At 65.1% G+C, this 21,501-nt stretch carries 20 protein-coding genes and 1 pseudogene; 14 read left to right on the top strand and 7 right to left on the bottom strand.

Features of this window, described 5'->3' with window-relative positions; translation table 11 throughout:
• The first annotated feature begins 58 nt into the window (after nucleotides 1–58).
• The 10 genes and pseudogenes from AC1RQK_RS06935 to AC1RQK_RS06890 all read left to right on the top strand — a co-directional run bounded on the left by AC1RQK_RS06935 (nucleotide 59) and on the right by AC1RQK_RS06890 (nucleotide 9,777).
• The gene (locus AC1RQK_RS06935) at nucleotides 59–484 is read left to right on the top strand and encodes an organic hydroperoxide resistance protein (protein ID WP_492370443.1); all 426 of its coding nucleotides are present in this window, start codon (nucleotides 59–61) and stop codon (nucleotides 482–484) included.
• A 145-nt stretch (nucleotides 485–629) separates the two neighbouring features.
• Nucleotides 630–1,556, top strand: a complete 927-nt coding sequence (locus tag AC1RQK_RS06930; RefSeq protein ID WP_492370442.1) for a LysR substrate-binding domain-containing protein — start codon at nucleotides 630–632, stop codon at nucleotides 1,554–1,556.
• Nucleotides 1,557–1,689: 133 nt separating this feature from the next.
• On the top strand, nucleotides 1,690–2,064 hold the full coding sequence (locus tag AC1RQK_RS06925; RefSeq protein WP_492808188.1) for a CzcE family metal-binding protein: 375 nt from the start codon (nucleotides 1,690–1,692) through the stop codon (nucleotides 2,062–2,064).
• A 112-nt stretch (nucleotides 2,065–2,176) separates the two neighbouring features.
• A complete protein-coding gene (locus AC1RQK_RS06920; RefSeq protein WP_492808186.1) occupies nucleotides 2,177–2,548 on the top strand; it encodes a helix-turn-helix domain-containing protein in 372 nt (123 codons plus the stop codon).
• Between the two features lie 2 nt (nucleotides 2,549–2,550).
• A pseudogene (locus AC1RQK_RS06915) lies at nucleotides 2,551–3,485 on the top strand (HipA N-terminal domain-containing protein).
• 204 nt (nucleotides 3,486–3,689) lie between these two features.
• Nucleotides 3,690–4,694 carry a tripartite tricarboxylate transporter substrate binding protein gene (locus AC1RQK_RS06910; RefSeq protein WP_492370439.1) on the top strand — a complete coding sequence of 335 codons (1,005 nt, stop codon included), beginning with the start codon at nucleotides 3,690–3,692 and terminating at the stop codon, nucleotides 4,692–4,694.
• A gap of 52 nt (nucleotides 4,695–4,746) precedes the next feature.
• On the top strand, nucleotides 4,747–5,136 hold the full coding sequence (locus AC1RQK_RS06905) for a Zn-ribbon domain-containing OB-fold protein (RefSeq protein WP_492370438.1): 390 nt from the start codon (nucleotides 4,747–4,749) through the stop codon (nucleotides 5,134–5,136).
• On the top strand, nucleotides 5,133–6,332 hold the full coding sequence (locus AC1RQK_RS06900) for a thiolase family protein (protein ID WP_492808183.1): 1,200 nt from the start codon (nucleotides 5,133–5,135) through the stop codon (nucleotides 6,330–6,332). The genes AC1RQK_RS06905 and AC1RQK_RS06900 overlap by 4 nt, the downstream gene beginning before the upstream one ends.
• A complete protein-coding gene (locus AC1RQK_RS06895) occupies nucleotides 6,329–8,485 on the top strand; it encodes a 3-hydroxyacyl-CoA dehydrogenase NAD-binding domain-containing protein (RefSeq protein WP_492808181.1) in 2,157 nt (718 codons plus the stop codon). The genes AC1RQK_RS06900 and AC1RQK_RS06895 overlap by 4 nt, the downstream gene beginning before the upstream one ends.
• A 218-nt stretch (nucleotides 8,486–8,703) precedes the next feature.
• The gene (locus AC1RQK_RS06890) at nucleotides 8,704–9,777 is read left to right on the top strand and encodes an FUSC family protein (RefSeq protein WP_492808180.1); all 1,074 of its coding nucleotides are present in this window, start codon (nucleotides 8,704–8,706) and stop codon (nucleotides 9,775–9,777) included.
• Between the two features lie 95 nt (nucleotides 9,778–9,872).
• On the opposite strand, the gene AC1RQK_RS06885 is transcribed toward AC1RQK_RS06890, so the two are convergent.
• Nucleotides 9,873–10,694, bottom strand: a complete 822-nt coding sequence (locus tag AC1RQK_RS06885) for a CPBP family intramembrane glutamic endopeptidase (RefSeq protein WP_492808178.1) — start codon at nucleotides 10,692–10,694, stop codon at nucleotides 9,873–9,875.
• A gap of 294 nt (nucleotides 10,695–10,988) precedes the next feature.
• Here AC1RQK_RS06885 and AC1RQK_RS06880 point away from each other — a divergent pair, with 294 nt between their 5' ends.
• Nucleotides 10,989–11,276, top strand: a complete 288-nt coding sequence (locus AC1RQK_RS06880) for a hypothetical protein (RefSeq protein ID WP_492808176.1) — start codon at nucleotides 10,989–10,991, stop codon at nucleotides 11,274–11,276.
• A 440-nt stretch (nucleotides 11,277–11,716) separates the two neighbouring features.
• Nucleotides 11,717–14,296 carry a penicillin acylase family protein gene (locus AC1RQK_RS06875; protein WP_492808174.1) on the top strand — a complete coding sequence of 860 codons (2,580 nt, stop codon included), beginning with the start codon at nucleotides 11,717–11,719 and terminating at the stop codon, nucleotides 14,294–14,296.
• Between the two features lie 440 nt (nucleotides 14,297–14,736).
• On the opposite strand, the gene AC1RQK_RS06870 is transcribed toward AC1RQK_RS06875, so the two are convergent.
• The 4 genes from AC1RQK_RS06870 to AC1RQK_RS06855 form a co-directional block, all read right to left on the bottom strand.
• Nucleotides 14,737–15,828, bottom strand: a complete 1,092-nt coding sequence (locus AC1RQK_RS06870; RefSeq protein ID WP_492370431.1) for a porin — start codon at nucleotides 15,826–15,828, stop codon at nucleotides 14,737–14,739.
• Nucleotides 15,829–15,994: 166 nt separating this feature from the next.
• Nucleotides 15,995–16,771, bottom strand: coding sequence for an enoyl-CoA hydratase (locus tag AC1RQK_RS06865; RefSeq protein WP_492370430.1), 777 nt, complete (start codon nucleotides 16,769–16,771; stop codon nucleotides 15,995–15,997).
• Between the two features lie 9 nt (nucleotides 16,772–16,780).
• Complete coding sequence (locus AC1RQK_RS06860; protein WP_492808171.1) at nucleotides 16,781–17,752, bottom strand: Bug family tripartite tricarboxylate transporter substrate binding protein; 972 nt, start codon at nucleotides 17,750–17,752, stop codon at nucleotides 16,781–16,783.
• A 47-nt stretch (nucleotides 17,753–17,799) separates the two neighbouring features.
• Nucleotides 17,800–18,981, bottom strand: coding sequence for a CaiB/BaiF CoA transferase family protein (locus AC1RQK_RS06855; protein ID WP_492370428.1), 1,182 nt, complete (start codon nucleotides 18,979–18,981; stop codon nucleotides 17,800–17,802).
• 316 nt (nucleotides 18,982–19,297) lie between these two features.
• On the opposite strand from AC1RQK_RS06855, the gene AC1RQK_RS06850 reads away from it, so the two are divergent.
• Together AC1RQK_RS06850 and AC1RQK_RS06845 are read left to right on the top strand one after the other, a co-directional pair.
• Nucleotides 19,298–19,723: a phasin family protein gene (locus tag AC1RQK_RS06850; RefSeq protein WP_492370427.1), complete on the top strand. Its 426-nt coding sequence runs from the start codon at nucleotides 19,298–19,300 to the stop codon at nucleotides 19,721–19,723.
• 159 nt (nucleotides 19,724–19,882) lie between these two features.
• Nucleotides 19,883–20,029, top strand: a complete 147-nt coding sequence (locus AC1RQK_RS06845) for a DUF3096 domain-containing protein (RefSeq protein ID WP_174426797.1) — start codon at nucleotides 19,883–19,885, stop codon at nucleotides 20,027–20,029.
• A 191-nt stretch (nucleotides 20,030–20,220) separates the two neighbouring features.
• Here the strand turns inward: AC1RQK_RS06845 and AC1RQK_RS06840 are convergent, their stop codons facing one another.
• On the bottom strand, nucleotides 20,221–20,778 hold the full coding sequence (locus tag AC1RQK_RS06840) for a phasin family protein (protein ID WP_492370426.1): 558 nt from the start codon (nucleotides 20,776–20,778) through the stop codon (nucleotides 20,221–20,223).
• 369 nt (nucleotides 20,779–21,147) lie between these two features.
• The gene (locus AC1RQK_RS06835) at nucleotides 21,148–21,471 is read right to left on the bottom strand and encodes a putative quinol monooxygenase (protein WP_492370425.1); all 324 of its coding nucleotides are present in this window, start codon (nucleotides 21,469–21,471) and stop codon (nucleotides 21,148–21,150) included.
• Nucleotides 21,472–21,501: the final 30 nt, after the last annotated feature.

The following is a 21,501-nucleotide window of genomic DNA, read 5'->3' as shown; positions in this document are numbered from 1 at the left end:
GCTTTCTCCAACCCAAGGCTCGATGAGCCAGTTTTATCAACTAGCCAGGAGTGTCATCATGTCGATCGAAAAAGTCCTCTACCGTGCTTCCGCCACCGCAACCGGAGGCCGTGACGGCCGCGCCGTGTCGTCCGATGGCGCCCTGGATATCAAGCTGGCCACCCCGCGCGAGCTGGGTGGCGCGGGTGGTGCCGGCACCAACCCGGAACAACTGTTCGCGGCTGGCTACTCGGCTTGCTTCCTCGGCGCGCTGAAGTTCGTGGCGGCGCGTGACAAGGTGGCACTGCCTGCCGACACCGCCATCACCGGCCAGGTCGGCATCGGCGCCATTCCCACCGGGTTTGGCATCGAGGTGGACCTGAACATCGCGCTGCCCGGCCTGGACCGCGCCGTCGCGCAAGACCTGGTCGACAAGGCACACGTGGTCTGCCCGTACTCGAATGCCACGCGTGGCAATATCGACGTGCGCCTGACGCTGGTCTAAGCGTAGATCCGGATCCCGAGGGTCCCCGGGCCGGCCCCGCGCAATGTTCTAAAATGAGCATCCCTTGCGCGGGGCCGGCTGCTTTGTCTCGCGTGCCGCCTCAAGTGGCAACCAGCGAAACAAGAAGACGGACCCCGGAGACACAGTGCGCTACGAACTCACCGACCTGCGCCTGTTCCAGGCGATTGCCGAAGCACAAAGCCTTTCCAGCGGTGCTTCCGCTATCCACATCACGGCATCCGCCGCCAGCTACCGCCTCAAGAATCTCGAACACGCGATGGGCACGGCCCTGTTCGTGCGCAGCGCGCGCGGCATGGAACTCACCCCTGCCGGCGAGACCTTGCTGGTGCACGTGCGCGAACTGCTGCGCGGCGTGGAGCGCATGCATGGCGAGGTCGGGCGCTTTTCCGCCGGACTCAAGGGCCATATACGGCTGCTGGCCAACAGCAGCTCGCTCAACGGTTTTATCATCCCCAGCGTGAGCCGCTTCCTGGCGGCCAACCCGGACGTCAACATCGACCTGGAAGAGCGCGCCAGCCAGGCGATTCCCTCCGCCGTGGCCGCGCAGGAGGCCGATATCGGCATTCTGGCTGGCGACATCGATGCCAGCGACGTGCGCGCTGTGCGCTACGCGGTGGACGAACTGATCCTGGCGGTGCCCAACGGCCACCCGCTGGCGCGCCAGGCCGAGTTGCGCTTCGGCGCCGCGCTGGATTTCGATTTCGTCTGCATGAGCCGCGGCAGCAGCAACTTCCTCTTCCTGCGCGACATGGCGCAGCGCGCCGGCAAAAGCCCCAACGTGCGGCTGCACGCCCACAGCTTCGAGGCTGCGTTGTCGCTGGTCGAAGCCGGCGTGGGCGTGGCGCTGGTACCGCGCAGCGTGGCCGCGGCGGCCCTGCGCGAAGCCCGGATAGCCGGCGTGCGGCTGGCGGAAACCTGGGCCCGACGCGAGCTGAACCTGATCGTGCGCGCCGAAGGCAAGCTGCCGTCCTTCACGGCGGCGTTCGTGCAATTCCTGCTCAATGATCCGCGTGTTGCCGCCACGCGCGAGGATGGCGCCCCGGTCGCGTAGTTGCCGGCGTCACCACTGAGTATGAAAAAAGCGACTGAATGCACGATGAATATATCATTTTTAGAATAGATTCATCGTCGCTACACTTTCCTCGTGTACCCAGATCTGACAAGGGTAGGCACAAGGAAAAACGATGAACAAGAAGCAAACGCTCGCCGCCGCTCTGGCACTCTCCCTCCTCGGCATCGCCTCTGCGAGTCCCTCCGCCTGGAGCGCCACGGCGCCCACGCCGGCCACCAAAGCCGCCCGTGTCGCCGCCCTGTTCGGCAGTCCCGCCGACGTGAGCACGACGACCCGCACGGTCACGCTGGTCCCGGGCATGAACTACGTGAACGTGGCATCCGGCGAATCGGTGGCCTTCCGCGCCGGCGACAAGACTGTTGGCTGGACGTTCCTGGAGGCCATTGGCGGGACCTCGGTCGATATGAGGACCATCTTCCCTGAGGTGGCGCAGGCCAAGGGGATCCGGGTGTACATCGCGCCGAGCCAGTTGTTTACCGGAGGATGAGCTTGGATGGAATACAGTACATAGATTGTATTTTCAATTTACATTGTTTAACCTGTATTCTGTTTTAACAAGCTATAGTTTGTTGGGTAAATAACATGTGCCGGAGATCGCCATGGACTATCCCATCAAAGCCATCAGCCAGCTACGTCCCATCCTGCAAGGCTTTCGCAAGGCCAGTCACCCGACGCAGGCGGAGGTTGCCGCCAAGCTGGGCATCACGCAGCAGTCCTACGCCCAACTGGAGGCCAACCCCGCCGCGGCCAGTATTGAGCGTCTCTACCGGACCCTGCAAGTTCTTGGGGTGGAACTGGTATTGAGTCCGGTAGCCTCACAGGCTGCCATGCGTCCCAGCGCCTATCAGTCGGCGCCGGGACAAGGCACCGCGGCGACTGCATTGGTGGCGCAAGATAGCGCCGCCTGCGCCAAGCCCAAGCGCGCGAAGGCGACCGCGCCCACCGCGCCGAAGCGGCGCGAGGCTTGGTAGGCATGGGATGCCGCTCACACAAGCAAAGGCTGCAGATCTGGATGAACGGCGTCCCGGTCGGCATCTGGGAGCGCGCAGGTGGAGTCGCTGACCTACTTTGACGAGTGGATCGAGGACAAGCAAGGGCGCCCGCTTTCCCTGTCCCTCCCATTCCTGCCGGCCAATGCGTCCTACAAGGGCCGCATCGTCACCGATTTCTTCGACAATCTGCTGCCGGACAGCGATGCCATCCGGCGTCGCCTCGCGCAACGCTACCGGACCGGCGGCGTCACGCCGTTCGAACTGCTAGCCGTGCTGGGGCGCGATTGCGTTGGCGCGCTGCAGTTGCTGGAGGAGGGGGATGCGCCAGTCGACCTGACGACGATCAACGGCAGGCCATTGTCTGAAGCGCAGGTCGCACGCGTGCTTCGCGACACCACGAGCGCCGCGCCACTGGGTGCTTACGATGGCGACGACGAGCTACGCCTATCGATTGCGGGAGCGCAAGGACAGGCGCAACTTCTTCAAGGCGCAACTGGTGTTCTGGCTACTTGCCGCGACAGACGGCCATGCGAAGAATTTCAGCATTGCGCTACTGCCGCGCGGCAGTTACCAGTCCACGCCGCTCTACGATGTGCTTTCGGCTCACCCAATCATCGGGCCCGGCCGCAACCAGGTCGCGCCGCAGAAAGCGAAGCTGGCCATGGCGGTTCGCGGTAACGAGAACGACTACCTGATCGGGCAGATACGCCGCAGGCACTGGCTTGCACAAGGCCGGCAGGTCGGCTTGAGCACGCAGAGCGTCGAAGCGCTTATCCAGGAACTGATCGCCGCAACGGACCTGGTGCTGTCCACGGCCGCGGCCAGCCTGCCTGCAGGTTTCCCCGCCGACCTGGCCGACGCAATTCTCGACGGCGTACGGCGGCAGTCCCGCAAGCTGGCCGGAATGCGGGCATAGCGGAGCAACTGCCAAGCGCCCGCCGGCTTTGATAACCACCCCCCCGAGCGTTCCAATTCCACGAACCGGTGATTCGAATCTTTCGGATGGCCGGGCTCCGGCCACAAAAATATACTGGCCGGCAGCCCCAAGCCATCGATGGCGGCGTTCTCCGCCTCTTGTCGACCAGGCGGCGGCACACAAGAACGAAAGACCGGAGACACCGTGAAATCCATCCAGGCCCGCCTGCGCCTGCTCGCCTTGTGCGGCAGCGCCCTTAGTTCCCTGATTTCCCTGACAGCCTGCGCGCCCGCGCTGGCCCAACCGGACCCGTATCCCAGCAAGCCTGTCACCATCGTGGTGGCATTCGCGCCCGGCGGCATGACCGATATCGTGGGGCGTTTGCTGGCGGCCGAACTGTCGCAGGCGTTCAAGCAGAGCTTTGTGGTGGAGAACCGTCCCGGCGCTGCCGGGCAGATCGCTACCGAGTATGTGGCGCGCAAGCCCAACGATGGTTACACGCTGCTGCTTAGTGCGACCGGCCATGTGATCGGGCCGGCCGTGCAGAAGAACGTGCGCTACCAGCCGGTGAAGGATTTCGAGCCGATCGCATTGATCGCCAAGGCGCCGAACATGCTGGTGGTGAACCCATCGGTGCCGGCCAGGACGTTGCCGGAGTTCATCAAGTGGGCTAAATCGCAGCCCAGCGTGCCGTATGGCTCGGCCGGGGTCGGCGGCTCCACGCACCTTGCCGGCGAGCTGTTCAGGCAGGTGGCGGGCGTGCCGCTGGTGCATGTGCCGTACAAGGGCGCGTCGCCGTCGACCAACGATGTGGTGGCGGGGCAGATTCCGATGGTGTTCCAGGATTCCATGAGCGTGTCGGCGTTTATCGCGGCCGGCAAGCTGCGTCCGATCGCGGTCACCAGCGCGGAGCGCAGCAAGCTGTTTCCCGATCTGCCGACCATTGCCGAAGCCGGTTTCAAGAACTATGACCTCTACACCTGGCTGGGTCTGTACGCGCCGGCCGGCACGTCGCCGGAGATCGTGGCGCGGCTGAACCAGGAGGCCAACCGCATCATGAGCTCGCCGGAGATGGCGGCCAAGCTGCGCAAGCAAAGCGCCGAAGCCGCGGGCACGCTGGGGCCGGCGGCATTCCGAAAGTACGTCGAGGCCGAGGTGGCCAAGTGGCAGCGCACTGTCCAGGTTACCGGCGTGAAGGTGGACGAGTAAGTGGGCGGCCAGGTGAACGAGCCGGTGAACGAGCAAGGGCGGAGCCATACCGATGCATGACGAATCATCCACGCAGGATGCCCAGGGCGCGGACGCCTTCTACTTTGGGCAACTGGCCCAGGGCCGCTTCGTCATTCCCCGCTGTGCGGATTGTGGCCGGTGGCACTTCTTTCCACGCGTGCTTTGCCCGCACTGCGGCTCGGATACGCTGCAATGGCTTGCGCCCTCGGGCCGCGGCACCGTGTACTCCACCACCACGGTGCGCCGTAGGGAGGGCGACTACAACGTCTGCCTGGTCGACCTGGACGAAGGGCCAAGGATGATGAGCCGCATCACCGGCGTCGCGCCGGATGCGGTCCGCATCGGCATGCGCGTGCAGGTGCAGATCGCGCACGAAGAAGCCGGGCCGTTGCTCGTATTCACTCCGGGAGAGACGCAATGATGGGTAGCACCAGAGGCACATCCGGCTCGCAGCGCGGCGCCATCGCCATCCTCGGCACCGGGCTGGCCGGCCTGGGCCACGCCGGCGGGCGTACCGAGCAGGAGATCATCGCGCAGGCAGCGCATGCCGCGGTGAAGGCCAGCGGACTGCGCATGCAGGAGATCGACGGCATCATCACCTCCAGCCTCACCTCGCCGTGGTGGGTGATGCGCATGGCCGAGTACCTCGGCATCCGGCCGAGATTCTCCGATAGCACGATGTTTGGCGGCTCGTCGTTTATCGCCGACCTGAAGATTGCCGCCATGGCGATCGAGGCGGGCGAATGCGACAACGTACTGATCTGCTACGGCAGCACGCCACGCAGCGTGCCGAGCAGCTCGCGCCAGAACCAGATGCGGGCCGAGCTTGACCCGCAGCCCTACGAGCACCCGTACAAGCCCTTCAACCCGCCCAGCAGCTATGCGCTGGCCGCGGCGCGCCACATGCACCAGTACGGCACCACGCGCACGCAACTGGCTGAGGTGGCCGTGGCCGCGCGCAGGTGGGCGCAGCTCAATCCCCATGCGTTCTCGCGCGACCCGCTCACGGTGGATGACGTCATCAACGCGAAGATGATCTCGGACCCGCTCACGGTGCGTGATTGCTGCCTGGTCACCGATGGCGCCGGCGCCTTCGTGGTCACGCGGGCTGACCGCGCGCGCGGCCTGCACGCCAGCCCGGTGTATGTGCTGGGTTGCGGCCATGCTCACTGGCACCGGCAGATTTCCTGCATGGACGATGTGACGGTCACGCCCGCCGTGGAGTCCGGGCGCAGGGCATTCACCGAGGCGGGCCTGACGCCGGACGATATCGACGTGGTGGAGCTCTACGATGCGTTCACCATCAACCCGATCCTGTTCCTGGAGGATCTCGGCTTCTGCGCCAAGGGCGAGGGCGGCGCCTTCGTGTCCGGTGGGCGCATCGAGCCGGGCGGCGCGTTCCCGATGAACACCAATGGCGGCGGGCTGTCCTGCCTCCACCCGGGCATGTACAGCATCTTCCTGGTGATCGAGGCCGTCACGCAGCTGCGCCGCGAGGCGGGCGCCCGCCAGGTCAAGGACGCGGACATTGCGCTGGTGCATGGCAATGGCGGCGTGCTGTCCAGCCAGGCTACGGCCATTCTCTCCACCTCGCTTTGCGCCCGAGCAATCCCATGACTTCCCATTCTTCGGCATCCGCCTTTACCTCGCTTACCGCTACGGTGCCTACGGTGCCTACGGTGCCTACGGTGCAATACGGCCGCCAGGGCCGCATCGCCATCCTGTTGCTCGACAACCCGCCCGTGAACGGCCTGGGGGACACCGTGCGCCTTGGTCTGTTCGACGGCATCGCCCAGGCCACGCAAGACGCTGCTGTGACGGCAATCGTGATCCTCGGCGCCGGCAAGGTGTTCTGCGGCGGCGCGGATATCCGCCAGTTCAATACGCCGGCTGCCAGCGCGCAGCCCACCTTGCGCCAGGTGATCGCGCGCATCGAGCAGTCGGCCAAGCCGGTGGTTGCCGCCATCCATGGCGTGGCGCTGGGCGGTGGCATGGAACTGGCGCTCGGTTGCCACTACCGCATCGTCAGCGCCGATGCCAGCCTGGGGCTGCCGGAGGTCAACCTCGGGCTGGTGCCGGGCGGCGGCGGCACGCAGCGCCTGCCGCGCCTGATTGGCGTACCGGCGGCGCTGGCGCTGATCCAGGGCGGCAAGCCCGTGCGTGGTGACAAGGCGGTGGCGCTCGGCATGGCCGATGCACTGATCGACGGCGAGCCGCTGGCCGCGGCCGTGGCCTTCGCCGAGCGCGTGGCGGGTTTGCCGGGCGCCCATCCTGTGATCGCGCGCAAGCCTTGTGCCGATGCCGCTGGCGTGGACTTCGCAGTGCGCAGCGCGGCGGTTAACGCCAAGGCGCGCAATGCGCTGGCGCAACGCGCCGCCATTGCGTGCGTGGAAGCCGCCACGCGCCTGCCGATCGACGCCGGTCTCGACGACGAACGTGTCCGCTTCGACCAGCTCGTGGCAGGCACGGAATCGAAGGCGCTGCGCCACCTCTTCTTCGCCGAGCGCGAGGCGCCCAAGGTGGCAGCACTGCCGGCAGGCGCATCGCTGCGCACGGTGGCGCGGGTGGGCATTCTCGGCGCCGGCACCATGGGCGCCGGCATCGCCATGGCCTTTGCCAACGCCGGCATTCCGGTGACCTTGCTGGAGCAGCAGCAGGCCGCGCTGGATCGGGGGCTGGCCATGATCCGCCGCAACTACGAGATCACGGCCGCCAAGGGCAAGCTCACGGCGCAGGATATTGCGCAGCGGATGGCATGCATCACGCCCACGCTGGCCGATGCCGACCTGGCGGACGCCGACCTGGTCATCGAAGCGGTCTTCGAGGACATGGCGGTCAAGGAAGCCGTGTTCGCCTGGCTCGACGCGTTATGCAAGCCCGGCGCCATCCTCGCCACCAATACCTCGCGCCTGAGCATCGACGTCATCGCTGCGTCCACTTCGCGCCCGCAAGATGTGATCGGCCTGCACTTCTTCAGCCCGGCCAATGTCATGAAGCTGCTGGAAGTGGTGCAGGGCGAGCGCACCGCGCCGGAGGTCATCGCCACCTGCATGAAGATGGCCCAGGCCATCGGCAAGATCCCGGTGCTGGTGCGCGTGTGCGAAGGTTTTGTCGGCAACCGCATGCTCACGCCATACTGGCGCGAGGCCGGCTTCCTGCTGGAGGAGGGCGCATCGCCGCAACAGGTGGACGGCGCGCTCACGCGCTTTGGCATGGCCATGGGCCCGCTGGCCATGGCCGATCTTGCCGGCATGGATATCAACTGGGCCACGCGCAAGCGGCTCGCGCCGACGCGGCCCGCGCACCTGCGCTACTCCAAGGTGGCCGATCGCATCTGCGAGCAAGGCCGCTTCGGCCAGAAGACCAATGCGGGCTACTACCGCTACGAAGCCGGCAGCCGCGCGCCGCTACCCGATCCGGCGGTCGACGCGCTGATCCGCGCTTGCGCGGCGCAAGCCGGCATCGAACGCCGCGAGGTGAGTGGCGAGGAGATCGTCGAGCGCTGCATGCTCGCGCTGGCGAACGAGGGCGCGCGCATCCTGGAGGAGGGCATCGCGCAGCGTGCCGCGGATATCGACGTGGTGTACGTGCATGGCTACGGCTTTCCTGCCTGGCGCGGCGGGCCGATGTTCCATGCCGAGACCATCGGCCTGGGCCGCACGCTCGACAAGATCCGGGCGTTGAATGCCATCCACGGCGAGCACTGGACGCCGGCGCCACTGCTGGTGCGGCTGGTGGCGCAGGGGCGCGAGACCTTCGCCGCAGGCTGAGATGGCGCAAGGCGCGTGCCTGTGTGCCCGGGCACCGGTTGCCTTACGGTGGAAGGCGGAGGACACTAGCGTAGTTTTTGCTGGTGCCAGCCGGGCGGTTGCGCCCAGCCTTTCATTGTTGTCAGCCTGGATGCACTGATCCGCATGTCGTTCAACCCCTTCTTCCCATACCTGCTGCAGCGCATGGACGAAGGCATCGCGCAAGCCGGCGGGCCAGCATGACCAGCATGCTGCTTTCCCGTGTCCATCCGTGGCTGCGCCGTGTGCTGCGCCCGGTGCTGGATCCGGCGCGGCGCTACCGCCATGCCAAGGTGATTCATGCAGCCAGGGTAGCGCTTGGCCTGCTGACGTCCATCGCGCTGACCACCGGCATCCACCTGCCCCATGGCGAATGGGCATCGATCACGCTGCTGGTGGTCATCGGCGGCCTGCAGCACCACGGCAATATCCGCAAGAAGGCGGCCGAGCGTGCGCTCGGCACGCTGATCGGCGCGGGCGCGGGGCTGGTGATCATCCTGCAGCAATCGTATTTGCACGCGCCCTTGCTCAGCTACGCGCTGATCGTGATCGCTTGCGCCGTCTGTGCGTATCACGCGATCGGCAAGGGTGGCTACGTGGCGCTGCTCTCCGCCATTACCATCTTTATCGTCGCCGGCCATGGCGAGAACGCCATTGCGGACGGCCTCTGGCGCGCGGCGGATGTGCTGATCGGCATCGCGATCGCACTGCTGTTCTCCTTCGCGCTGCCCCTGCACGCCACCTATACGTGGCGCTACAAGCTGGCCGAGGCCCTGCGCAGTTGCGCCAGGATGCATGCGGCCATCGTCAACGACGCGGGCTTCGACCGGGCCGTGCTGCAGCGGGCCATGGTGCTGCAAGGCAGCTTGCTGGTGCAGCTGCGATCGCTGATGCCGTCGGTGGCCAAGGAGATCAATGTATCGATGGAGCAGCTCGAAGCCATCCAGCATGGCATGCGCGTGTGCATCAGCTTGCTGGAAGTGCTCGCGGCCACGCGCCCGCGCGTTGACGACGAAGAGGCCAAGGCATTCGTGCGCGACCATCTTGCCGAAGAAAACCGCCGCATCAGCGCCATGCTGATCGGCATGGCGCGCGCGTTGACCCATGGCGTGGTGGCGCGCCTAGCGCCGCGTGGTACTTGTTCGCTTGCGCGAATTGCGGGCACCGTTGCGCCGCAATGGGCTGGCTATGTCTCGCTGACGCTGCGCTTGTCCGGCGAGTTCGACGATCTCAGGCAGCGTCTGGCGGCCATCGCGGATCGATGGAATATTTAAGCCTGCTTTGGTGTTCACCGGTGGCCTCGACGCCGGTGATGAGGTTTGCCCGGGGCACCGGCCTCGTGGATTGCCAGCAGGGAGAAATCGGGATGTCAGGATTGGCCTTCGGTCGCACCCACGCCACGCGGGTACCAGAGCAGCCGGCGTAGCATCCAGGCCCCGGCCAGCCCCAATGGAACGGCTAACGCCCACACGCCGACCGGCGCTTCCAGCGCCGTGCTTTCCGGCGCCATCGCGGCTGAGATCATGACGCCGGTGTTCAGGCCCGCATGCAGGACAATGCCAGGCCAGAGCGAACGCGTGCGGCAATAGAGCGCCGCCGCGAACAGCCCGATGGCGAACGCAATCACGAACTGGTAGATATTCAGGTGCGCCACGCCGAAGACGAAGGCCGAATACACGGTGGCATCGGCACGCACGTACCGACGGAGCATGCCGCGCAGCAGGATGCCGCGGAAGAACATCTCCTCCACGAACGGCGCGATCACGCACACCAGCACCCAGATGCCAATGCCCCCGCTCGTCATCTCCGTGATCATGCGCGCATCATCGGCGGAAAATGGGAACAGCGCCTCTATGCCGACCATGGCCAGTCCGTCCAGCAGCAGGATCAGCGGCACCATCAGCAGGATCGGCGGGCCCAACAGGCCCAGCGTGGCCGCCACGCTGGCGCTGCCCTCGTGGAACAGCTTGCGATAGCTCAACCCGCTGGCATGCAGCAAGGTGCTGAACACCAGCCCATAGCAGGCCACGCGAATGAGACTGGCGGCGGCCATTGGCTGCATGCCGCTGCGCAGCAAGGCCGGGCGCAGCAACATGGTCAATATCACCTCGACAAACCAGGCCACGAAGGTGAGCGCGAGCGCCCACTGGAAGGTAATCGGTTGGGTCTGGTCTGGCCGGTTGGGATTCATGGATCGCGAGATCTTTCGGGGCGAAGGGCTTGTTGTAGACGGCCGTCTCCATTAACGGCAGCGGCATCGCGATTCTGTAGAGTCGGCCCCTCGAAAATGACGTGAAAGGCAGGCGCAATAGCCGGGCCAGCACGCCACGGGGCGTGCATTGTGGCTTTTCACCCTCGCACCTGCCAGGTACTAACAATTGATTACAACCGAGGGAGGCCCGTCGCACTATGCTCCCCGAGCCCCAAAAGACTGCGGCCGCCAATACAGCGGCATGCCGTACAACATAACAAGCAGGAAAATCGCATGAACCAGATCTACTCGTTTGCCCTGATGGCGATTGCCACGCTGGCGGCGACCTCGGGAGCCGCCCAGGCGCAGCATGTTGTCGGGGGGATGGGCGAGGAAGTGAGGATCGGTGCTTTCGGTGGCCGCGCCGACAATCACCTGGGCGGCCGCAGCCTGCCCGACAGCCATGGGCTCAATGCAGCAGGCCGGGACAGGAACCGCACGCGAGCCGTCAACCGACAAGCAGTGCGCGCCAGTGGCGCACGCGGAAGAACGCCTTCACTTCCCGGCAGAAATTTGCCCTAGGGGTCAGAGGCACCATCTTCCCGCCGCTCCGGAGCCCGAGCGCACACCTTGGTGGGCGAGTCGGGATGACTTCGCAAGCATTCCGCCAGGCGCGCCAGGGTACTGCCGCTTCAACGATGCAAATTACCGTCTGTCACCGATCCTGGACGTGACGCTGACTGCATTTCATGGGCGAGGACGTTCCATTCCGACTCGTTCCTTCCGGACTGGGATACGTCCCTGAAAAAGCGGTTCCACGAGAGCGAAGCCGCTTAATCCTGTTCCCGCCTCCACAACTCGGCTAGTTTCCGCCCGGTTGCCAAGCGTCGCTTACCAGCGATTCGCTGCTGCCTATACGCGACATCGATGCATGGGCAGATGCGTCTTTATTAATTGACCGCCCGGTCGGTTTATTTTAGGATGTGCCGGCGCCATGAAGAAAAAAAGACCCCGGAGACATCATGACCCTGCGCCCCCGCCTTGCCCGCCTTGCATCGACTGCCGTCATCCTCGCCCTCGGCGGCATCGCGGATATTCCCATTGGTCTTGCGACGGCGCATGCGGCCTCGTCCCATGCCGCGCAGCAGGTCGTGATCAAGCGGGACGAGTATGGCGTGCCGCATATCTACGCGGATACCGCCTACAAACTTTTCTATGGCTATGCCTATGCCGTCGCGCAAGACCGGCTGTTCCAGATGGAGATGGCAAAGCGCAGCACGCAAGGAACGGTGGCCGAGGTGCTGGGCGAGAAGTTCGTCAAGTTCGACCTGGCAACGCGCGGCAATTACTGGCCCGCGGCGATCGAGCAACAAATCGCGGCCTTGCCGAAGAGGGAGCGTGACATCCTCGATGGCTATGCCGCCGGGATGAATGCGTGGATCGCGCAAGTCCGTGCGCGGCCTGACACCTTGATGCCAAAGCAGTTCAACGATGCGGGCTTCAAGCCGTCAGACTGGAGCGCATTCGACGTGGCGATGGTGTTCGTCGGTACCATGGCGAACCGCTTCTCCGACAGCACCAGCGAGGTGGACAACCTGGCGTTGCTTACTGCCCTGAAAGACCGGTATGGTGAAGCGCGTGGCATGGATCTGTTCACGCAGTTGAAGTGGCTCGTCAATCCAAAGGCGGTCACCACCATCGCGGCCGGCGAGCGTACTTACCCGATACGGCTCGGCGCCCCGGCAGGCACCGGCGAACTTGCCTACGCATTGCCACGCTACGACGGACCGCCGCCGATGGCGGAGCGGCCCGCGCGCGGCGACGACGGCATGCTGCTCGCGCTCGACACGCAGGCCAACCGCGACACCGTGTTCGCCCAGTATGCGCAGAGCGGCGCCAACGGCCCTGCCGGCTTCCCGACCACCAGCAATATGTGGGTGATCGGCAAGCAGCGTGCGCGCGGCGCTAAGGCGATCATGCTCAATGGGCCACAGTTTGGCTGGTTCAACCCGGGTTACACCTACGGTATCGGCCTGCATGGCGCGGGCTTCGATATCGTCGGCAATACGCCGTTTGCCTACCCTTGCATCCTGTTTGGCCACAACGGCAAGATCTCATGGGGATCGACCGCCGGCTTCGGCGACGACATCGACATGTTCGCCGAGCGCGTCGACCCCGCTCGGCCTGATTTCTACTGGCACAACGGCAAGTGGGTGCAGATGCAAAAGCGCGCCGAGATCATCCACGTCAAGGATGGCGCGCCCGTGATACTCGACGTCTACCGCACCGTGCACGGCATCGTCATGCAGCGGGACGACGCCACGCACACTGCCTATGCCAAGGCACGCGCCTGGAGCGGAAAGGAAGTGCAGTCGCTCCTGGCGTGGACCCATCAGGCGCAGGCGCATGACTGGAAGAGTTGGACGGCCCAGGCTGCACGACAGGCCCTGACCATCAATTGGTACTACGCGGACCGCCAGGGCAATATCGGATACGCACACACCGGCGCCTATCCACATCGTCGGACAGGCCATGACCCGCGCCTGCCCGTGCCCGGTACCGGGGAATGGGACTGGCGCGGCGTGCTGCCGTTCTCCACCAACCCGCAGGTCTACAACCCGCGCTCCGGCTATATCGCCAACTGGAACAACTCGCCTGAGAAGGGCTACCCGGCCTCTGATCTGTTTGCCTTCCTGTGGGGTGCAGCGGACCGCAATGTCGAAATCCAGCATCGCATCGAGGCGCACGCGACGCTTGACAGCGACGATGCCTGGCAGATCCTGAAGGACACCAGCCGCTCGGACCTGAACGTGCGGCACTTCCTGCCATTCATCCGCAATGCCGCGGCGGCGCTGCCTGCCGATGATCCGCGCCGCCGCCTCGCCGATACGCTGGCGGGTTGGAGTGGCATCAACGACGACCCGCGCGACACCGGAACGTATGCCCAGCCCGGCTCAGCCATCATGAACGCCTGGCTCACGTCGATGCTGGCAAGGACCGTCGTCAAGGCGGTTCCCGCGCCCTTCGACAAGTGGTACATGGCCAGCGGCTATGAGACGACGCAGGATGGGCCCACCGGCTCGCTGAACCTCAGCACGGGCAGCAAGGTTCTTTATGAGGCGTTGCTGGGATCTCGCTCGGCCATTGCCCAGCGCGTGGACCTGTTTGGCGGCGCTGCGCCAGACGATGTCATTCGCGCCGCACTGGGCGACACCTGGACATCGCTGTCGGCCAAGTACGGGGACGATATCGCCCGCTGGCAACCGCCAGCCGTGATGCTCACCTTCCGCGCGAACAACTTCTTCGGCATTCCGCAGGCGGATGCGGCCGAAGCCATCCGTGTGCCGGAGTACCAGAATCGCGGGACGGAGAATGACCTGATCGTGTTCGGCAGTGCCGCCGCTGCCGGCAAGACGCAGGCATGGGATGTGGTGGCACCGGGGCAGAGCGGGTTCGTCGCGCCAGATGGCACCCGCTCACCGCACTACAGCGACCAGCTCGCCCTCTATACGGGCTTTGGCCGCAAGCCGCTGCGCCTGGAGGCGGGCGAAGTCGCGCGCCATACGCGCAGCGAGGAAAGGGTCACGGTCGCACCGCGATAGCTCGTGGCTGGCGGCCTCAGGCTGACCGCCGGCGCCGGACCCGGTGGCGATGCGATCGATCTGGCCTCGTCATGCCGATACGCTCGCCACCCGCCAGGATTCAGGGATGACCGCTGTGTCTCTTCGCCAGCGGCAGCATTGGCTGCGCGCCGCTGGCCGGCCCGAGCTTCGCCTTTCTCTTGTCGGCCATGGCCTTGTCGATCACCTTCTGCTGCGCCAGGTCGTGAAACGCGTGGGCACGAAGGGGAAGTCACAGGACGGGCAGGAAGTTGAGTCACGCCGGCGGGCAGCCACACATCATCCGCACCGTGCCAAAACTTGGGTATGTGCTTGATCAAGACAAGAGGCAACCATGAAATGGGAGCCCTCACTGTCGGTCATGCGCCCGGCGGCGAACAGACCGGCGATGCCGACACAGCCCCCGCTGCAGGAAAAACGGCTCAGAACCGATGCCGCACGCCCACAATCGCCCCCACCTGGCTCTGCCCGGCCCCGACTTGTTCCGTGGTATTCACCAGCGTCGTCGCATTGGCATTCAGCGACGGCCCGAACCCGGACAATCCCATCGCAGACCCATCACGGTTCTTCGCGTAAGCGAGGATTGTGTAGAGATCGGTGCGCTTGGACAGCGCGTACGTGCCGGATAACACAAAGCTCAGCGGATCGGCCGAGGAGTTGCGCACGTCGGTGTAGTACGCAGCGCCGGTCAGCGAAATGGCTGGCGTGGCCTGGTACTGCACGCCGGCCCAGTAGAGGTTGGTGCGCAGGGAACTGGTGGTGAAGTCGCCACGGTAGTAGCGGTAGCCCGCCAGCACCTTGACCGACGAGAAGGCATAGGCTGCGGCCACGGCGGCGCGGCGCTCGCGGTTGTCCTGCAGCGTGACCGTGCTGCCGCGGACTTCGTCGTAGGCCACGCGCGTGGACAGGCGGCCGCTGGTGTAGCCCAGGCTGGCGCTCCATTCCCGTCCTGCCTTGGATGCGCCTGCGATTTCGCCGCCGGCGGTGCTGTCGTAGCCGGTGCTGTAGAGCAGGCCGTAGTAGATGCCGCCAGTGGTGCCGGTGAACTTGATGGCATTGTCGGCGCGGCCTGACATCCATTTGTCGTGCATCAGCAGGGAGTAGCGGGTCGAGATGACCATGGGGTCGAACGCCGACGAGAGATCGTACAGCAGCGTTTGTTGGCGGCCGAGGGTCAGCGTGCCGTACTGGGCCTGCAGGCCGGCGAAGGCCTGGCGGCCGAACAGGCGGCCGCCCTGGTTGACCTTGCCAGTGTCGAGGTCGAAGCCGTTCTCCAGTACGAATACGCCCTTGAGGCCGTTGCCCAGGTCCTCCGTGCCACGCAGGCCGAAGCGCGAGGTGGAGAGGTTGCCGGTGGACATGCGCACCGTGGAGTCGCTGCCGCCAGTGGCGTTGGGCACGTGGCTCAGGTATTCGATGCCGGCATCGACCACGCCGTAAAGCGTGATACTGCCTTGCGCCATTGCGGCGCCGGGAATGAGCGGCAACAGCGCCAGCCATGCACGAGATTTCATTGCGTTGATTTCCTTATGATTTGCGACGCCCCATGGGCTCGGGCATCGCAGCGGCGTCAATGTAGCGTCATAAGGACAATGCAAAAAAGGGAGTTCCCGGAACAGACTGTTCCTGCCGGCGAACAGTCCGTCCCGGCTCCCTTGGCCCCTTTTTCCCGCGTACCGCTTAGCGCTTGCGCTGCAAGAACTCGTTCATGTACCGCTGCGGCTCCCCGGTCTCGAAGGCACTGCCAAACTCCGCCACGCTGTTGTTGATGGCCACATCCAGCGGCGCCTCTTCCCACTCGCGTAACAGCCGCTTCTGCTGGCGCACCACGGCAGGGCCGAAGCCGGCCAGCAGCGTGGCGAGGCGTTCGACCTCGGCGTCCAGTTCGGCTAGCGGCACCACCTTGCTCACCAGGCCCCAGGCCAGCGCTTCGCGCGCGTCGGAGATCTCGCCGGTCAGCAGCATCCATGCGGCGCGGGCGTTGCCGATCAGGCGGGGCATCAGCGCAGCGTGGATGACCGACGGAATGCCGACCTTGACCTCGGGCATGCCGACGTGGGTGTTGTCCGCGGCGACGCGGATGTCGCAGGCCAGCGCGAGTTCCAGGCCGCCGCCCAGGCACCAGCCGGGCATGCGCGCGATCACCGGCACGGGGAAGTGGCGCAGCGCGTCGCACAGGCCGCGCAGGCCACTGATGAAGCGCTGCGCGCTGTCGCGGGTCAGGGCGGCCATCTCCTTGATGTCGGCGCCGCCGATAAAGCCTTTTTCTCCGGCGCCTTGCACGATCAGCACGCGGATCTCGTCCCGGGCCGCGAGCTCGGCCACGGCCTGGGTCAGTGCGGCGATGACCGGCGTGCTCAGGATATTGAGCGAGCCGGCCTCGCGGATGGTGAGGGTGGCGATGCCGAGCGCATTGATCTCGATGCCGGCGTATGGCTTGTTATCTGCTTGGCTCATGACGTGGTCTCACTGCAGTTTTGTGAAATGGATTTCTTCGACGACCTTCTTCCAGTGCGCGTTCTGGCCGCGGATCAGCTCGGCGAATGCCTTGCGCGTCATCGGTGCTGGAATGGCGCCTTGCTTCTCGATGGCGGTGATGACTTCGGGATCGGCCAGCACCTGCCGCACTGCGTCGTTGAGTTTGTCCAGGATAGCCGCCGGCGTGCCGGCGGGCGCGCCCAGTCCGAACCAGGAGGGATTGTTCATGGCCGGCAGGCCGGCCTCGGCATAGGTTGGCACATTGGGCAGTACCTTCAGCCGCTGCCTGGCAGCCACCGCCAGCGGGCGCAGGCGGTTGCCCTGGATCAGGCTGGAGGAGGAGGGAATGTTGTCGAACACCACCTGGATCTGGCCTGCCACCGCATCGTTGAGCGCGGGGCCCAGGCCCTTGTAGGGCACGTGGAGCATCCTGGTGCCAGTCTCGTTCATGAACAGCTCGCCGTTCATATGGCTCAGGCCGCCATTGCCCGACGATCCGAACGAGTACTTGCCCGGGTTGGCCTTGAGCAGCTTGATGAAGGCGGGCAGGTCGCTGGCCGGGAAGGCCGGGTTGACCACCAGGACGTTGGGCACGTCGGCGAGGTTGCTGATGGGTTCGAAATCCCTGACGGGGTCGTAGGCTGTCTTGGCGTACACGTTGGGGTTGACCGCGTGCGAGCTTTCCACTTCCATGACCAGCGTATAGCCGTCCGCAGGCTGCTTGGCCGCATAGGCGCTGCCTACGGCGCCGCCCGCGCCAGGGCGGTTTTCCACCACGACGGGCTGCTTGAGCACGACGCCGAGCCGGGTGCCGACGATGCGCGCGATGATGTCGGTGGTGCCGCCGGCCGCGTAGGGCACGATCAGCTTGATGGGTTTGCCGGGGTAGGCCGAGGCGTACGCGCCGCTGGCAAGGCTCAGGCCAGCGAGCAGGGTGGTGGCGATGATGCGTTTGTTCAAGCGATGTCTCCGGATGGGTTCTTTTTAGGTGTCGGTGCGCGCCGGCACTAGCTGCCGTTGCGCCGGCCGTGCTCATCGAGCAGCGGCGGCGGCGCCAGTGCTCGCGCACCGCTGCCGGCCAGCATGGGGTTGCGGATCATCGGCACGCGGCCAAGCACCGGGTGCTCGGCTTGCTGCACCAGTTGGCGGTGCGCGACCTGCGGATGCGCAAACACTTCTGCCATGGAGTGGATCGGGCCCCATGGCACGCCGGCCGCGTCGAAGGCTTGCGTCCAGCTCTGCCGGTCGCGGGTGGGGAACACGTCGGTGAGCAGCTTGCGCAGCGCCGGCAGGTTGGCGATGCGCCCCGAGTTGCTGGCGTAGCGTGGGTCCGTTGCCAGCGCGCCGAGGCTGGCCACTTCGCAGAAGCGCGCGAACTGCGCGTCGTTGCCGATGGCGAGGATCAGGTGGCCATCCGCGCAGCGGAAGACTTCGTACGGCGCGCAGTTGGGATGCGCATTGCCGCTGCGTTGCGGCGCCTTGCCGGACACCAGGTAGTTGGAGGCCTGGTTGGCATTGAGCGCGACTGCCACGTCGAGCAGGGCGATATCCAGGTATTCGCCTTCGCCGGTGGCGTGACGGCGCAGCAAGGCCGCCAGCACCGCCGAGGTGGCATACATGCCGGTGGTCAGGTCCACCACCGCCACGCCCGTGCGCAGCGGGCCTGCGCCAGGCTCGCCGTCGGGGTGCCCGGTGTAGCTCATCAGCCCGCCCATGCCCTGGAACACATAGTCGTAGCCGGGCTTGTCCGCCATCGGGCCGCTCTGGCCAAAGCCGGTGATCGACAGGTAGACCAGCCGCGGGTTGAGCGCCTTGAGCGTTTCATAGTCCAGGCCGTAGCGGCGCAGCGTGCCAACCTTGTAGTTCTCCACCAGCACATCGGCTTGCAGCGCAAGCTCGCGGATCTGCGCGGCGCCTTCGGGGGTGGCGTAGTCGATGGCCACGGATTGCTTGCCGCGGTTGCAGCAGATGAAGTAGGCGGAGAGGCCAGCCTCGCTATTGCCGCCCGCGCTGCCTTCGGGCGCGTGCAAGTAGGGCGGGCCCCAGCCGCGCGTGTCGTCGCCGTGACCGGGGCGTTCTACCTTGGTGACTTCGGCGCCCAGGTCGGCCAGGTTCTGCGTGCACCACGGGCCGGCCAGTATCCGGGACAAATCCAGCACCTTGATGCCGGCCAGGGCCTGATGAAGCATGGGGTCTCCGCAAGACAATTCGTTATGGTGCGGGCGAGTGTATCGGCGGCCCCCGGGGCGGGCCAGTTCATAGTTTTCAAGGAAGCGTTCGCCGAATTCGAACGGCCCGGTGAAGCCATGGTGAGGGCCGGGGCGGCCTGAAGTGAATTCCGCAGCGCTCGGCTGCAGACGGTGGCGCATTCCCCTCCTAGCGGCGTGCGGTACGCGCTACACTTGAGCTACTGCGCCCGCGATCGAGAAGTGGATCGGGCAGAAGCATCCGGATCCCGGCGCGGCCAGTTTCCTGCTTCACCTACCCCCAGCGAGGAGATGCATCATGTCGATACCGTCCAATCCGTTCACCGATTTCAGCAAGTTGCTTGAGCAGTACAAGCTCCCCGGGGTCGATATGACCTCGGTAATCGAAGCGCGGCGCAAGGATATCGAAGCCATCACGGAGGCCAACAAGGTGGCCTACGAAGGCATGCAGGCACTGGTGCAGAAGCAAACGGAGATCCTGAGCAAGACCATGCAGGAGATCCAGTCGGCGGCGCAAAAGATGACCACCGGCGGCAACCCGGCCGAGGCCATGGCCAAGCAGGGCGAGTTCGTTCAGCAGGGCCTGCAGAAGGCGTTCAACAATATGCGTGAACTGGCGGAAATGGCGCAGAAATCGCAGGCCGAGGCGCTGGCCGTGATTACCAAGCGCGCGGAGCAGAATATCGAAGAGGCGAAAAACCTGATGAAGCCGAAGGGCAAGTAAGCGCGAGCAAGCGCAAGTCCGCACAAGCGACAAGCCTGTTGCGGACAGCCTCGCCAAGCCAGGATCGCTCCAGATCCTGGCTTGGCGGGCCGCGCCACGGCGTCATGCCAGCGCGTCCATCGCAGTGCATGGATTGCACTGCTGTGAAAGGGATCCATCATGATCGCCATCACGAACGCCAGCCCACTGATCTCGCTGATCGCGGGCATCCTGATCCTGATCATGCCGCGGCTGCTGAACTACATCGTGGCAATCTACCTGATCATCATCGGCTTGCTAGGGCTGTTCGGCGGGCACCTGCACTAAGAGCGCCGTTTCAAAGAGATCCTGGCGTCGTTGCGCGGCCTTGGTCGATCTACTTGTAGGGTCTGCGGCCGCGCGCCTGGCCAGAACCGCTTCGCTTCATTCTGAAACGGCCTCCAAGGCGCCGGGCGTAGCCGAAGGCAATGCGCGCATCTCCCGCGCAGCACGGGAAGGCCGCGCTGCGCGGGCGTGCTTTACGCCTTGACAGCGCGGCGTGCGCTTTGCTGGGCTGCGCCAGTCGCTGCCGCGGTCGATGCTTCGATGTTGGACTTCACCGTTTCAACCGCTTGCTTCGAGGCCTTCTGCACCGATTCGTAGGTGTTGTTGGCGGCGGCAACCGTCTGCTGCAGCAGGGCGGTGATCGCCTCCGATCCGGCCGGCGCATTCTTTACGAACGTATCGACGAAGGTTTGCACGCTGCGGTAGTGCTGTTCGTATTGCGCTTCCACCGTCTTGGTGAGCTCGGCCTGCGTGGCCGAGGCAATCTCGTACACGTGGCGGGCATACGCCAGCGCCTTGTCGGCTGCCGGCTGCGCGAACTTACCCTGCGCGCTGAAGACATCCTTCAGGTCGCCACCGGACAAGGCCGCCTGCACGGTCTCCTGGCTTTCGGCCAGGCTCGACTTCACGGCTTGCAGGTTCAGCTCGGCCAGTTTCTGGAAACCGTCGAAAGCCGTATTCGTCAGCGCGAACAAGTTGGCGAAATGGGCTTTCTGGGCTTCAGCGAACTGGTCGGACGAAAAAACGAACATGCGTGTTCTCCTGTGTATCGCCCGGCAGCCAGGCCGACATGCAAGGGATGTGCCGTCGCGGCAAGCGGGTCGAATATGAGATTCGGAAAGGCGGCGGCATCACTGATTTGCGCAGTGCACCATCCAAGGGCAGATTCTAGAGCCCTCTATTTGGATAGCCCCTAGGGAGATACCCGAACAAACACGGTATCCCGCTTGTTGCTGTGCAGCAAGGTCGACATGCGCGTACCCAACTGTGTGGGGGTGCCTCCCGGCGTACCCCGTACGCAATCCAGATGACGATCCGGGGCGGGCGCAAAGAGCGCATCCTCCACTTCCGGATGACCGTCTTCCCGCTCCCGCGATGAGGGCAACGTCAACTGCCCGAGCTTATGCCGCCGGCTTCTCGAACGCGCGCAGCGGCTTGAGGAATTCCAGCGTGCGCTCGCGCTTGAGCAGCCTCGGCAATGCCTGCTCATAGGCTTGCCGATAGGGCCGGCTCAAGTGATATGTCTGGAAATATGCTGGGCTGCAAGCCCAGGTCTCGTAGAGCACCAGCGTATCGTGGTCTTCGACCGAGCGATGCAGGTAGGTGTTGACGAAATCCGGCTCCTTGGCCATTTGTTCCAGCACTTGCAGCAAGCTGGATTCGAGTTCGTCGCGATGCTCCGGCTTACCCGGCAGGTGGACGATAAAGGCGATGCTTTCGCTCATGGTGTTCAGTGCTCCTTGCTGATGCTTAGT

The sequence above is a fragment of the Cupriavidus sp. GW822-FHT02D05 genome (assembly GCF_058802485.1).
Note: the sequence above shows the minus strand (reverse complement) of the source record. Positions and strands in the feature narration are given on the sequence as shown.